This is a genomic window from Pseudobacteroides cellulosolvens ATCC 35603 = DSM 2933, assembly GCF_001262605.1.
Taxonomy (GTDB): domain Bacteria; phylum Bacillota; class Clostridia; order Acetivibrionales; family DSM-2933; genus Pseudobacteroides; species Pseudobacteroides cellulosolvens.
The window spans coordinates 6,135,524-6,149,885 of record NZ_LGTC01000001.1 but is presented as its reverse complement, the minus strand read 5'-3'; the positions used below and the strand labels follow the sequence as shown (position 1 = coordinate 6,149,885).

General features: G+C 38.7%; 12 protein-coding genes, 1 pseudogene and 1 riboswitch. Of the genes and pseudogenes, 1 reads left to right on the top strand and 12 read right to left on the bottom strand.

What is annotated here, in order from left to right; all coding sequences use genetic code 11:
• Positions 1-2: 2 nt before the first annotated feature.
• Together Bccel_RS25460 and Bccel_RS25455 are read right to left on the bottom strand one after the other, a co-directional pair.
• Positions 3-446 carry an FHA domain-containing protein gene (locus tag Bccel_RS25460; RefSeq protein ID WP_036943640.1) on the bottom strand — a complete coding sequence of 148 codons (444 nt, stop codon included), beginning with the start codon at positions 444-446 and terminating at the stop codon, positions 3-5.
• Positions 447-494: 48 nt separating this feature from the next.
• Complete coding sequence (locus tag Bccel_RS25455) at positions 495-926, bottom strand: YaiI/YqxD family protein (protein ID WP_036943639.1); 432 nt, start codon at positions 924-926, stop codon at positions 495-497.
• Positions 927-1,088: 162 nt separating this feature from the next.
• On the opposite strand from Bccel_RS25455, the gene Bccel_RS25450 reads away from it, so the two are divergent.
• Entirely contained in the window at positions 1,089-3,059 is a 1,971-nt protein-coding gene (locus tag Bccel_RS25450; RefSeq protein ID WP_036943638.1) for a DNA topoisomerase 3, read from the top strand.
• 227 nt (positions 3,060-3,286) lie between these two features.
• Here Bccel_RS25450 and Bccel_RS25445 read toward each other — a convergent pair whose 3' ends face one another.
• The 10 genes and pseudogenes from Bccel_RS25445 to Bccel_RS25405 all read right to left on the bottom strand — a co-directional run bounded on the left by Bccel_RS25445 (position 3,287) and on the right by Bccel_RS25405 (position 14,360).
• On the bottom strand, positions 3,287-4,123 hold the full coding sequence (locus Bccel_RS25445; RefSeq protein WP_036943636.1) for a HesA/MoeB/ThiF family protein: 837 nt from the start codon (positions 4,121-4,123) through the stop codon (positions 3,287-3,289).
• A 6-nt stretch (positions 4,124-4,129) separates the two neighbouring features.
• Positions 4,130-4,333, bottom strand: a complete 204-nt coding sequence (gene thiS, locus Bccel_RS25440) for a sulfur carrier protein ThiS (protein ID WP_036943634.1) — start codon at positions 4,331-4,333, stop codon at positions 4,130-4,132.
• Positions 4,334-4,428: 95 nt separating this feature from the next.
• Positions 4,429-5,730, bottom strand: a complete 1,302-nt coding sequence (gene thiC / locus Bccel_RS25435; protein WP_036943632.1) for a phosphomethylpyrimidine synthase ThiC — start codon at positions 5,728-5,730, stop codon at positions 4,429-4,431.
• Complete coding sequence (gene thiE / locus Bccel_RS32900) at positions 5,720-6,364, bottom strand: thiamine phosphate synthase (RefSeq protein WP_036943693.1); 645 nt, start codon at positions 6,362-6,364, stop codon at positions 5,720-5,722. Before thiE ends, thiC begins: the two co-directional genes overlap by 11 nt.
• Before the next feature lie 42 nt (positions 6,365-6,406).
• Positions 6,407-6,784: pseudogene (locus tag Bccel_RS32895) on the bottom strand (hypothetical protein); the annotation flags it as partial.
• Positions 6,785-6,815: 31 nt separating this feature from the next.
• On the bottom strand, positions 6,816-7,916 hold the full coding sequence (thiH, locus tag Bccel_RS25425; RefSeq protein ID WP_036943630.1) for a 2-iminoacetate synthase ThiH: 1,101 nt from the start codon (positions 7,914-7,916) through the stop codon (positions 6,816-6,818).
• A 43-nt stretch (positions 7,917-7,959) separates the two neighbouring features.
• Positions 7,960-8,733, bottom strand: coding sequence for a thiazole synthase (locus tag Bccel_RS25420; RefSeq protein WP_036943628.1), 774 nt, complete (start codon positions 8,731-8,733; stop codon positions 7,960-7,962).
• Positions 8,734-8,828: 95 nt separating this feature from the next.
• Positions 8,829-8,940, bottom strand: a riboswitch (TPP riboswitch).
• Between the two features lie 93 nt (positions 8,941-9,033).
• Positions 9,034-11,232 carry a sensor domain-containing protein gene (locus Bccel_RS25415; protein WP_050753849.1) on the bottom strand — a complete coding sequence of 733 codons (2,199 nt, stop codon included), beginning with the start codon at positions 11,230-11,232 and terminating at the stop codon, positions 9,034-9,036.
• Between the two features lie 278 nt (positions 11,233-11,510).
• On the bottom strand, positions 11,511-12,020 hold the full coding sequence (gene nrdG, locus Bccel_RS25410; protein WP_036943626.1) for an anaerobic ribonucleoside-triphosphate reductase activating protein: 510 nt from the start codon (positions 12,018-12,020) through the stop codon (positions 11,511-11,513).
• 18 nt (positions 12,021-12,038) lie between these two features.
• Positions 12,039-14,360: an anaerobic ribonucleoside triphosphate reductase gene (locus tag Bccel_RS25405; protein ID WP_036943624.1), complete on the bottom strand. Its 2,322-nt coding sequence runs from the start codon at positions 14,358-14,360 to the stop codon at positions 12,039-12,041.
• Between the last annotated feature and the right edge of the window lie 2 nt (positions 14,361-14,362).

Below are 14,362 nucleotides of genomic sequence, written 5' to 3'. Positions count from 1 at the left end.
CCCTATCCGCCATAAACAAACAGAAAATCAACTTGCCCAATGCGAATTTTATCACCGTCTTTTATGGGCATGGCAGTGTTTTTCACTTGCCTGCCGTTGACAAATGTACCGTTTGTGCTGCCAAGATCCTCTACAAAATACGTTCTATCCTTATATGAAAACCTGGCATGATTTGTGGACATGTAAGGATCCTTGATAATTATTTTGTTTTTAGCTGACCGCCCAATATCTACATCCTTGCCAAGCATATAAATTTCCTCTATCTTAAAATCAAACTGCTCTCTTATATTTATAAGCTTTAGGTACGGTATGTTTTTCTTAATTTCAAACTTTTGACTGCTGGCAGACTTTATATCAAGATAGATTAAACGTATTACACCATAAATAAACAGATATATAACAGTCACAAATAAATATTTGAGCAGCGAAGAAAGTATCTCAAACAATTCTTGATCCCTCCTATTCCAAATCATTACCGATCCTATATATCAATTCTATTCCATCACCAACCGCTTTAATGCTTCTTCAAACTTCTGGTCATCCTCTGGGGTTCTTTTTCCGGGGCCTGATACCCTTCCCTTTGCACGCCTAATTTTTTGTGAAATATGCCTTTCAAACAGCAGCCTGTCAATATTATCGTTAGAGTAAATAAGGCCATTTTGGTTTATGGCATTTGCCCCCTTGCCCAAAGCCAGAGCCGCCACGCCAAAATCTTGAGTCACAACAATATCTCCCTTTGTTACCTTGTTTATTAATGCTATGTCAACCGAATCACGGCCTTTATCTACTGTGATAGTCTTTGAATATCCATCATCCAATATATGACTGGTATCTATAAACATAAAAACATTTATGTTTTTTTCTTTTGCAATTCTCACTATAATACTCTTAACGGGGCATGCATCTGCATCAACCAATATATTCATAAAGCCCACATTCCCTTTCAGACTTTCTCCAATTAATTTTTTAGTCATTTCTTATTATAACGTAATATTTCCAGAAATATAAGGTGTTATCACTTGAAAATCCTCTATTCATTATTTATAATTGATAGAGCAATTAATCTTTTACCATGAGGGAGATAGTAATTGGGAAAGAATTTATATATAACCGAAAAACCTTCCGTAGCAGCCAGTTTTGCAGATGTCCTGGGAGTATCCATATCAAAAAGCGACAGGGCACGGGGTTATGCCGAGTCCTCTAATGCTATTATTTCATGGTGCTTTGGTCATCTCATCACTATGGCTTTTCCTGATGCATACGACACAAAATACAAGGAATGGAAGGTAGAACATCTGCCTATAATACCTGAAGAATACAAATATATAGTAATTGATGACAGTGGAGTAAAAAAACAGTTTGAAACAATCAAAAACCTTATGTTAAGGGAAGATGTGGATTATATCTACTCATGCACCGACAGTGGTCGCGAAGGTGAATACATTTTCAGGCTGGTAGCAGCACAAAGCGGATGCAGCAAACCTTCCAAAAGGGTTTGGATATCATCCCATACTGACGATTCCATTAAAAAGGGTATTGATGAGGCGAAAGACCTTTCAGAATACGACTCTCTTGGAATATCTGCCTATAACAGGGCTATAGAGGATTGGCTTTTCGGAATGAATTTCAGCAGGATTTATACATGCCAGTACGGGCGAACGCTTTCAAATCTTCTGAAAGAAGGCAAGTCCTCAGTAATCGCAATAGGCAGGGTTATGACCTGTGTTTTAGGTCTGGTCGTTGACAGAGAGCTGGAAATACGGAATTTCATACCTAAGATACATTATGGTATTGTAGCAAATTTCACATCACAGACCAGCAATATTGAGTATAAGGGTAAATGGCAGCCTAAAAAGGCCGGACCTAAAAAGAAGGATGAAAAGGATAATCAAGAAGAGGAAAAGTATATTTCCAAGGAAGAAGCAGAAGAAATTATAGAAAAACTTAAAGGTAAGGATGCATCAGTTAAAAAGGTAGAAATAAAGGTAAAAAATGAACAGCCGCCACTGCTGTTTAACCTTGCCGAACTACAGTCAGAAGCAAATAAAAAATTCAAACTGCCTGTCGATAAAACCCTTGAAATAGCACAAAGCCTTTACGAGAAGAAAATGATATCGTACCCTAGGACAGACAGCAGGGTTTTATCTACTGATGTGGTTACAGAGCTGCCAAAAATACTTAACGGTCTTTTTTCAAACTCTTCGTATAAGGACATTGTAAAAAGGATAAAGGATTTTGGCGATCTTAAAGTAAACAAAACCTCAAAAAGATTTGTAGACGACAGTAAGGTCACCGACCACTATGCAATAATTCCTACGTATGTTACTACTGAATTGTCAAAGCTGGATAACGACACAAAAAACGTATACAATCTCATAGTTAAGAGATTTCTTGCAGTATTTTATCCTCCGGCGGAGTTTAACACAGTAAAGGTTGAAACTGAAGTAGCTGGAGAAATTTTCACGACTACTGCCAAGACCTTGAAAGAGCCTGGATGGAAAGAAGTTTATGAGGTTTCCACAAAGGACGAAGATGACACCAGCAGTTCCCCTATCCATAAGCTGGTTAAAAAAGAACCTTGCAATGTAAACGGGTTTGAACTGGAAGAAAAGGAGACCAAGCCTCCTCCAAGATATACAGATGGCTCTCTTATTATAACCATGGAAAAGGCCGGCAAATTTATTGAAAACGAAGAGCTTAGAGAGCAAATAAAAACCTCCGGTATAGGTACCTCTGCAACAAGATCAGGTATCATTAAAAAGCTAAAGGATATAAAATATATAAATATCCATCCCAAAACTCAGGTTGTAACACCAACTTTAAAAGGTGAGGCAATAGTAGAGCTAGTGCGTATGACCGCTAAAGAATTATTGAATCCTTCACTCACTGCCAGCTGGGAAAAAGGCCTTGTTATGCTGGAAAATAATGAAACAACCGAGGACGTTTTTAGAGAAAAGCTTCACAATTATATAAAGAGAACAATTGAAAAAGTAAAAAGGTCCAATAACGGCAATATGAGTATTATTAATATCATGAAAGAACATGCGAATAAAGAATAAAATCACTTCGATTTTATTAGGGCATGATCGTTGTCGTGAGAAATTATCGTACAGCATATGAATCAAGGAAAATGTTTTGCAGTAATTAAAATATAAAATGATTATTGCAAAAAATATAGATAAAAGAAAAACAGTTCTGACATCCTACATATAGGTTGTCAGAGCTGTTTTTTTATAAATAGTCCTATTTATTTACAAGCTTTATTTGTGCAAATACTAACTTTTTTCTATTTCTCACTCACTTCAATGCCTTTCAGCCTGCACTTTACCTTATACTGTACCAATTCGGTAATCTTAGGCTCCTTACCGCATAAAGGACATGATTCCCTTCTTGCCCATTTTACCTCTCTAAAACTGCTTGCCAGTGCGTCAAAGGTAAGAATCCTGCCTGTTATATTTTGACCCATTCCCGTTATAAACTTAATTGCCTCAAGTGCTTGCATTGAGCCTACTACTCCGGTTACAGCACCAAGTATGCCAACATCACTGCAGGTTGGAAGTACACCATCCTCCGGTGGATAAGGATAAAGACATCTGTAGCAGGGGGTTTCATCTGGAATTATTGTCATGAGGATACCATCAAGACCTACAGCAGCTCCCTCTACAAGCGGCTTTTTCATAAAATAGCAGCAGTCACTTATGAGGTATCTGGCTGTAAAATTGTCTGTGGCATCAATTACAACATCATACCCTGAAATAATATCCTCAACATTATCAATATGAATACGAGTATTATACTTTATAACCTTCACCTCAGGATTGAGCTTATAAAGCTTTTCCTCTGCACTATCCGTCTTTTTTCTTCCCATATCGGAAGTAAAATGCAGCACCTGTCTGTTAAGATTGGATATTGTAACAGTATCAAAGTCTACAACTCCAATATTGCCAACGCCTGCCGCTGCAAGATACAGAAGAGCAGGAGAACCTAATCCTCCACTCCCTGCAACAAGTATTTTTGCCTTTTTAAGCTTATCCTGTCCCTCTGCCCCAAAGCCGTCCAATATGATCTGCCTTGAATATCTTAAACCCTCATAATTTTCACTATTTGTATCAGCTTTATCCATAATACATCAACCGCCCCCGATAAATTTAACAATTTCCAGGTTGTCTCCATCCTTCAATGTTATTTCGTTCCATTTTGACTTATCAGGGATTTCAAAATTATATTCCACTACAACGATTTTTGGATCAACTCCTGCTGATTCAAGATAATCCTTTATGGAAAGAATTTTTTCCAACTCTACCTTTTTTCCGTTTACCGTAACAGTGTACATGGAAATCCTCCTTTATCCGTCCGTACTTAGTAATGCCTAAGTAATGCCTAAGAAATAACTTCGTATTCCTAGCCATTACTTATACAATTGTTTTCCTATTCAAAAGTGGGTCTTTCTCCGCACATTATCTTGTTCATTGTCCTTACTGCACACATTTTGCCGCACATTGTGCAGGAATCTTCAATTTCAGGTATTGACGATTTCCTGTACTTCCTTGGCTTTTCTTCATCAATAGCCAACTTGAACATACCTTCCCAATCCAGGTTCTTCCTCGCAAGGCTCATCTGGTAGTCCTGCTCCCTAGCTCCTTTTATACCTTTAGCTATATCTGCAGCATGGGCAGCAATCTTAACCGCCACAATGCCTTCCTTCATATCCTCCAGATCAGGTAAACGCAAGTGCTCGGCAGGGGTTACATAGCAAAGAAAATCTGCACCGCTTGCTGCAGCAATTGCTCCACCGATAGCACTTGTTATATGGTCATATCCCGGTGCAATATCGGTAACCAATGGCCCAAGTACATAGAAAGGAGCATTATGGCAAAGTCTTTTCTGTAGTACCATATTGGCCTGGATTTCATTAATAGCCATATGGCCAGGGCCTTCAATCATAACCTGTACATCCTTGGCCCAAGCCCTCTTTGTAAGTTCTCCCAATGTTATAAGCTCCTCTATCTGACAGGCATCAGTAGCATCGTGTATGCTTCCGGGCCTACATGCATCACCAAGGCTAATTGTTACATCGTATTCCCTGCAAACCTCCAAAAGGTCATCGAAATATTCATAAAATGGGTTTTCATTGCCGGTCAGCTCCATCCATGCATATATCAGTGATCCACCCCTTGAAACAATGTTTGTAAGCCTTCCATTGTTTTTAAGCCTCTCAGCTGTCTTTCTGTTAATACCTGCATGGATGGTCATAAAGTCCACACCATCCTCAGCATGTACCCTTACAACATCAAGGAGCTCTTGCACCGATATCTGCCCCAAATCCTTATCGAGGTGTCCAATAACATCATACATGGGAACAGTGCCTATCATAGCCTTCGACATTCCTACCAGCTTACGTCTAAATTCCCTTGTCTTTCCATAGGAGCTAAGATCCATTATAGCTTCAGCCCCCATTTCTATGGCCTTCCTTGCTTTTTCAATCTCAAATTCAAAATCTCTGCAATCCCTTGAAATGCCAAGATTTACATTGATTTTGGTCCTCAATCCCTCTCCAACACCCTCAGGCTCCAAACCTGGATGGTTCTTATTTGCGGGTATCGCTACTCTTCCCTCTGCAACCAATACCAGAAGTTTTTGAGGGTCCATGCCCTCTTTTTCAGCTACCTTCTTAATCTGCTCGGTCAGTATTCCCTTCCTAGCTGCCTCCATTTGTGTTTTATATTCCATTTTGATTAACTCCCTTCATAATATTCCTGGCAGAAGCAATTACCTCACCAATATCCTCTGCACCTACAATCTCCGTTACCAGGGCCACACATTTGGCACCATGCTCCGCTACCGTTTTTAGATTATGCAGCTTTATCCCTCCTATAGCAACAAAGGGAATTTTAACATTCTGCACTGCATAATCAAGATATTCAAATCCAACAGGATCACATACATCCTTTTTAGTAAAAGTTTTAAAAACGGGACCAACACCAATATAATCCGCACCGCCTTCAATGGCCTTCATCGCCTGTTCCGGCGAATGTGTGGAAACCCCAATAAGCATTGAGTTACCCACCAGCTGCCTGGCTGCATAAAGGGGAAGATCATCCTGGCCTATATGTACACCATCTGCCATGACACTTCTCGCAAGCTCAATATTATCGTTTACTATAAAGGTTGCACCTGCTGCATAAGTCATCTCCCTTATCTTAATACACTGGCGGTATTTTTCCATCATGGTTTTGTCCTTTTCCCTGTACTGTATAAGCTTTATGCCTGCTTCTAACATCCTGGAAACTACTTCAATATTATCCCTTCCTAAAGAATATTCTTCTGCCGTAAGACAGTATATATCTGTTTTCAGGCAATCAATCCTTACGAAAGGCTTTAATGCAAGAGAAAACTCTTTTTCCAATGTATAAAGACCGTACCTGATTCTTTCATAGATCCTTGAAACTTCGTCCTTTCCCATTATCTTTAGTGTTTCCTCAATGCTCCTTATAGCTTCCTGTGCCCTTTTAAAATTAGCTGCCACAAGCTCACGTATATCATTTTTGCCGTCCACTCCAAGCTTTTCCGATACTGATGGTCCTACATCACCTTCCGAATCTCTATATTGTATAATATCAAAGGCATATCCATTCATACTTTTTCTCGTATCATGCCTCAATGATTTGAGTTTCGAAGTCAATTCCCTGTTGTTAAGTGAGAACCTTGATATATCCTCCAATACCCTTAACCCCTCTGATGCCCTATTTATATTGGCATCAATCAGTCTTTCAAACCCTTCCACCTTATCTCACCTGCCTAATCATATAATTTTGTCATATGTACTGCCAATCCTTAAATACCGGCTGAAAGCCCTTACTATAAAGCATCTGTCTGATCTCTTCAACGCTTCTGTCGTCAGATATTTCAAACTGGCCGTCACCATGTTTTTCATTATATCCCCCAACCTCAGTAACTGAGCCCGCTGACATCCTTGTGACTCCAAGGCCTACAAGGTTGTCTCTAAAACAAGACCTTTCCCTTGTGGAAACAGTTATACCTACATGTCTCAAAAACAGCCTTGCCGCAAGCATAATCTGCACAAAATCCCTATCATCCACAGGTGAGGGAACCTCGAAGCTTCCTGTATGAGGACGCATCCTGGGAATTGACAGGCTGATTTCAACTTCAGGATACTTGCTTGTAAGATAGTGTGCATGAAGTGCAGTATAAAAAGCCTCTGTCCTCCAGTCTCCAAGGCCCATCAAAGCACCTATGCCTACAGACCTCATACCGCTTCTGCATCCCCTCTCAGGTGTATCAAGACGATAATGGTAATCCTTTTTAGGACCTGACGGATGCATTATTTTATATACATCTTCGTCGTATACCTCCTGATAAATTGTAAGGCCATCAACTCCATTATTTACAAGAAGCCTGTATTCCTCCTCATCCAAAGGATAAACTTCTATGGAAATGGACGTAAAATACTCTGATATAACCTTTACACACTCTTTAATATACTCTACAGAAGAATGCTTTCTGGATTCACCTGTAAGAATAAGGATGTGCCTTATACCCATTTGGGAAATAGCTTTTGCCTCAATCTTCAGGTCTTCCATTGTCAGCTTTCTTCTATCCAGTTCATTGTGAACATTAAAACCACAGTATAAGCAATTATTAACACAGTAATTGGCAAGATATAAAGGTGCATATAAGACCATTGCCCTTCCGAAATGCTGAAGGGTTATCTTCTGTGCCTTTCTTGCCATTTCTTCCAGAAAGCCGGAGGCAGCAGGAGAGATGAGGACAAAATAATCATCAATAGAAAAACTTTCCTTTGAAAGTACTCTTGTCACCTCTTCCTTGCTTACACTTTGTATCCTTTCAAGGACGGCATTCTGCTCATATTTTTTTATTACATCATAAAAACTCATATTATTCACCATCTATTCTATATACATATCACTAGACTATTTCTTAGACATTCAAAAATCCGGTAAGGGGTGATGAAGCTTCAGCAAAATCCTTTACTGCTCCTGTCCCTGCCAGATAAGCCATTCTACCTGCGTTAACAGCTAATGCAAAAGCTTGTGCCATCGACACCGCATCACCTGCTGAAGCAATCGCAGTATTAACAAGCACAGCCGATGCTCCAAGCTCCATAGCCTCGGCAGCCTCGGAAGGCTTGCCTATTCCGGCATCTACAACGATAGGAAGGTCAATTTCATCAATCATAATCTTAACAAGCTCTTTTGTTTTAAGGCCCTTATTTGTCCCAATAGGAGCACCAAGTGGCATTACAGCAGCAGCACCTGCATCTCTCATCCTTTTTGCCATCATAAGATCCGGGCTCATATAAGGTAAAACAACGAACCCTTCCTTGGCCAATATTTCAGTAGCCTTAAGTGTTTCAAAATTATCCGGTAACAAATACTTGGTATCAGATATTACCTCAATCTTTATCCAATTCCCACAGCCCATAGCTTTTGCAAGGCGTGCAATTCTCACAGCCTCTTCCGCGTTTCTAGCCCCCGAAGTATTAGGCATTAAAACACATTCCTTAGGTATGAAATTCAGCATATTTTCATCCTTCGAATCAAGATCCACACGCCTGACAGCAACAGTAACAACCTGTGCTCCTGACCTGTCTACGATCTTGGGTATAAGTGAATTTGAAGAATATTTGCCTGAACCTATAAACAATCTGCTTCTTAGTTCTATTCCTCCAATAACCAAAACATCCTTAGACATTTTTCCAGCTCCCCCTCTTTAAATTTCCCTAGAGACAAAAATTCCTTTGAAAATTAAATAAAGCTTACCCGTAAGGATAAGCTCTCTTTTTTAAATAAGTATTACAATCGCTTCCCTACGACGGAATTATCCGTATCAGGTTCATAGGGTTGAAACAAAGGTTTCTCTCAGCTTTAGTCATTTCTTAAAGCACCCCTAGCATATAAATTTTATATTCAATTATATTTTTATCGCTAAAAAATTATAACACATTATTTATATTACTGCAATATTTCATTTTTTGTGTTCTTTACTCATGCCTTAATTTATCCATCTGTCCAATAGCATGCATGATACATTTGTCATTAAATCCTGAACCCTTTCTGCCGGTACAGGCCTTCCAAACAAATAGCCTTGAACATTATCACACTTGCAGCTTTTAAGATAGTCAAGCTGACTCTTGGTTTCAACACCTTCTGCTACCACCTCTAGATTAAGCTTATGCACTAAAGATACAATGGAGCCTGTAATATCTTTTTCTACAGAATCTTCGTCCATATTTTTTATAAAGCTTTTATCAATTTTAAGGGTATTTAAAGGCAAATTCTTAAGATAATTGAGAGAAGCGTACCCTGTCCCAAAATCATCCATGGATATCTTTACCCCAATACTCCTAAGCCCTTCCAATATTGAACGTATCTTTTCAAATGAATCAGCAAGAACTCCTTCTGTTATTTCCAATTCAAGATGTGATGGCTCTAAGCCTGTCTCCTTTAGTATTCTTTTCACCATTTCAGAAAAGTTACTTTGCTTTAACTGAATAGATGATACATTAATGGATATCAATACATCAGGATAGCAGTTAGCATTCCATAGTGCCCCCTGCCTGCAGGCATTCTCAAATATCCATTCTCCGATTTGGACAATCAGGCCTGTTTCCTCTGCTATAGGTATAAACTCCGACGGTTCTATAATACCTAAATCCTTATCAAACCATCTGATTAGGGCTTCTATGGCTCTAGTTTTGCCCGTACTCAAATCGACTTGAAGCTGATAATTGAGGGTAAACTTTTGATCCTTTAGTGCTGCTCTTAGCTTCCTCTCGATAAGATGCTTCCTTATCATTGTTTGCTTCATATCCAGGCTAAAAAACTGGATGTTATTCTTACCAATTGCTTTTGCCTTATACATGGCAGTATCAGCATTCTTGAGGATTTCCATAATATTCTTTCCATCAGTTGGATACATGGCAACGCCGATGCTAATGCTTATATTGAATGTATGCATTTCCAGCTCGAAAGGTTCATTTACAGCATCTCTAAGGCGTTCACAAAACTCAAAAGCCTCATCCTGCTCACTAATATTTTGCAGCAATACAGCAAACTCGTCTCCTCCTATCCTTGCCAATGTCTCATAGTTTCTGACACTCTGAGAAAGACGTTTTGCAATTATCTTAAGAAATATATCCCCAATATCATGCCCCATACTATCATTGATTTCCTTAAAATTATCTACATCAAGCAATACAACTGCAACATTCCTTTTATTTCTTTCCGCCATTCCCACAGCTATTGACAACCTATCCATGAACAATGCTCTGTTAGGCAGTCCTGTCAATGAGTCATGAAATGCCAAATATTCAATATATGCTGCCTGTTCCTTTAACTTACTTATATCAGAAATAGCACCAGCCAGCATATGTATTTTTCCACTTTTATTATACATTGCCTTACCGGTTACTCTGATCCACTTATAATTTCCGTCCTTTGCCTTCATTCTGCATTCATATTCATATTTTTCAGTCTTATTGTCAATATGGCGTAAATATTCTTCATAATTTTTATCCAAATCGTCAGGGTGTATAATATCATTCCATATATCAATTTCCTGCAGTTCATCAGGTTCATAACCCAAAATTTCATGCCATTTCCCGGCAAAAACCCTTTTATTGCCCTGTACATCGGGGTACCAGATACCATCAGTTGTTGCATCTGAAACCAACATATACATATCATTCATTCTTTTAATTTCGCCATTTTTAGCCTGAAGTTCTTCGTACCGTATCCTCAGTTCTTCTTCCGATTTGCTAAGTTCCCCATACATCTCATTAAGCTTCTCATTCTTCTCTAAAAGGATAGCTTCATTTTTCTTTAACTCAGTTATGTCATTAAAAATTGCAATGAAGTATTCCTTTTCAGGTGAGTAAGAATTTACAGAATACCATCTGTCAAAAACCTCTGAGTAATGAACCTTGGTTGCAGCCTTACCGCTTATAGCTACCTGCCCGAAAAACTCTATCCATTTGGCTGTATCGTTATCAATATGAGGTATAATTTGCCTGATAGTTTTACCAACTACCATATCCCTTGAAAGCCCTGTATGCTTTTCAAATGCAAGATTGACTTCTATATATTCATAATCAATGGGACTTCCACAATCATCTAAAATAATTCTGTGGTACGCAAAAGCATTGCTCATATTTTCTATCACCATCTTACAGAACCTACCCGCAAACTCCATTTTCTTTACCACCTTTACCCTATGTGTACGTTACCATTTAATTTTATAAGCAGGATTGCATACGAGTATATTCTACACATCTTTGAATTATCCTCCATTTTTTATAAATAAAATGTAATATTATCCCTGAATATGACTGATTTTTTAAATTGCGTTTGACTACCCCGGCAACATGACAAAAAGTGGTTTAACAGTATTAACCATTACTGTCAAACCACTTTTTGTCATGATATTTTAGAGATACCGAGCTGTAAAATAATGTTAATTATTTCATTTTATTAAATATCAATCTGAACTATTTTATTTAATGCAATTGATTGCCCTACATCTATAATGCGCTGATTTTCAGAACCCCTGTAACTTAGCATAAGATTTCTTTTATTTTCTTCATATTTGCCGTCTACAATAACATCTGAATTCTCAAAAAGCTCATCCCATCCTACTCTTTCATTCTTACACTTCAATATATCTTCATAGGAATATCCGGTATAAGTCATTACATCATAGCCGTTGGCTTTAGCCTTTTTCGCAAGCTGGCCAAAACATTCGGCCTGTTCGAAAGGCTCTCCGCCGCTTAAGGTTATACCATCTAAAAGGGGATTAGCTTTCATCTCGCTTATTATACTATCCACTTCAACAATACTTCCACCTTCAAAGGAATGGGTATGAGGGTTATGGCAGCCTTTACAATTATGCTTACACCCCTGAGCAAAAACTACATACCTTAAACCCGGACCATCAACAATTGACTCTTTAACCACTCCGGCAATTCTAATAAACTTGCTCATACTTATTACCTCCAGAGATTACGTTCCTGCATAGTGCCTTTTTCTATCTCTTACCTCTGCCTTCTTTGCATCATTGAATCGTTCAAGAGTACCAACAAGATAACCTGTTATCCTTCTAATCCTCTCAAACTTTACATCATCTTCCTGACGACCGCATGCCGGGCACTCGTTGCCTATGATTCCGGTAAATCCGCATACAGGATCCCTGTCTACAGGATGATTAATGGACCCATATCCTATGCCGGCTTCCTTCATAGCCCGTACAATCTTCTCAAATGCATTCAAGTTTTGCGACGGATTCCCATCCAGCTCCACATAAGTGATATGTCCGGCATTTGTAAGTTCATGATAGGGTGCCTCAAGCCTTATTTTATCAAATGCACTTATTTCGTAATACACCGGTATATGAAAGCTGTTTGTATAATAATCCTTATCTGTTACACCTTCTATAACTCCATAAATATTTCTGTCGTACTTTACAAATCTTCCAGCCGTTCCTTCTGCCGGTGTAGCTATTAGCGTAAAATTCATATTATATTTGGCACTGGCTTCATTCATTTTGTTTCTCATAAATCCAATTACTTCAATGCCTAAATTCTGTGCCTCCTGTGATTCACCATGATGCTTTCCTATCAAAGCCTTAAGGCATTCGGCAAGCCCAATAAACCCCATAGTCAATGTTCCATGCTTAAGTACTTCTCCTATCTCATCATCCCACCCCAGTTTGTCGGAATCAATCCATATTCCTTGCCCCATAAGGAATGGGAAGTTTTTAACTTTTTTGCTTGCTTGAATTTTGTAACGTTCATAAAGCTGATCAACAACCAGTTTTATTTTTCTTTCTAATTCATCAAAGAAAATATTGATGTTTTTATTACTCCTAAGTGCTATTCTTGGGAGATTTACCGTTGTAAAGCTAAGATTCCCCCTGCCATAAATAACCTCTCTATCAGTATCGTAAACATTTCCAATAACCCTTGTACGACATCCCATATATGCAATTTCGGTTTCAGGTTGGCTAGGCTTGTAATATTTAAGATTGTATGGTGCATCCAGGAAAGAAAAGTTTGGAAACAACCTTTTTGCACTTACCCTACATGCAAGCTTAAACAAATCGTAGTTAGGATCTTCCGGATTATAGTTAACCCCTTCCTTAACTTTGAAAATATGTATTGGGAATATTGGGGTTTCTCCATTACCTAATCCAGCTTCTGTAGCCAGCAAAAGATTTTTTATTACCAGTCTACCCTCCGGCGAAGTATCCGTTCCGTAATTGATGGAGCTGAAAGGAATTTGTGCCCCAGCCCTGCTGTGCATTGTATTAAGGTTATGAACAAAAGCTTCCATAGCCTGATATGTCCTTCTGTCTGTTTCAGTATCTGCTGTTTTAATCGCAAAATTTTGACATTTACGAGCTATATCTTCATCTTTAACAAGCTTAATTAACAATTCCTTTTCATACTTGGCATAGAGCTCCCCATGCCCCAGTGTAGGATCTAATCCATAGTTTGCCCTTATTTTATCAACAATGAGATTTGTGTGTTCTTCTGCATCTTCCAAGCCAGCCAGTAAAGTCAAGGCTTTAACCATGTTTTCCTTGTACAGCCTTATAAATGTTTTGGCTACACCCGGTGCCATACCAAAATCAAAGGTTGGTATGCTCTGACCCCCATGCTGATCATTCTGGTTGGATTGTATTGCTATGCAAGCTAGAGCAGAATAACTATGAATATCATTTGGCTCTCTTAAATGTCCATGTCCTGTGCTGAAACCGCCTCTAAAAAGTTTGGCTATATCAATCTGGCAGCATGTTGTCGTAAGTGTAAGAAAATCCATGTCATGAATATGTATGTCACCCTCTTTATGGGCTTTGGCATGCTCCGGCTTTAAGACACGCATCTCATAAAACTGCTTCGCACCTTCAGAGCCATACTTAAGCATTGTTCCCATTGCAGTATCGCCATCAATATTGGCATTCTCACGCTTCATGTCATTGTCTTTGGCTTCTTTAAATGTCAGCTCTTCGTAGACCTTCATTAGTCTGGTGTTCATTTCTCTGATTCTAGTACGTTCAGCCCTGTATAATATAAATTCCTTTGATGTGCGTACATGACCTGTCTCCATCAAAATTATTTCAACAGCATCCTGTATCTCCTCAACAGTAGGAGTAAGATTTCTTTGGGAGTTTTCAATATACTCTGCAACCTTTATGGCTAAAGCCATTGCTGTATTATAGTCCTTGCCTCCGGTTGCTGAAGCAGCCTTGAATATAGCATTAGCTATTTTCTCAATATTAAACGGAACTTCTCTTCCATCACGTTTTTTGATTTTACTTATCATAC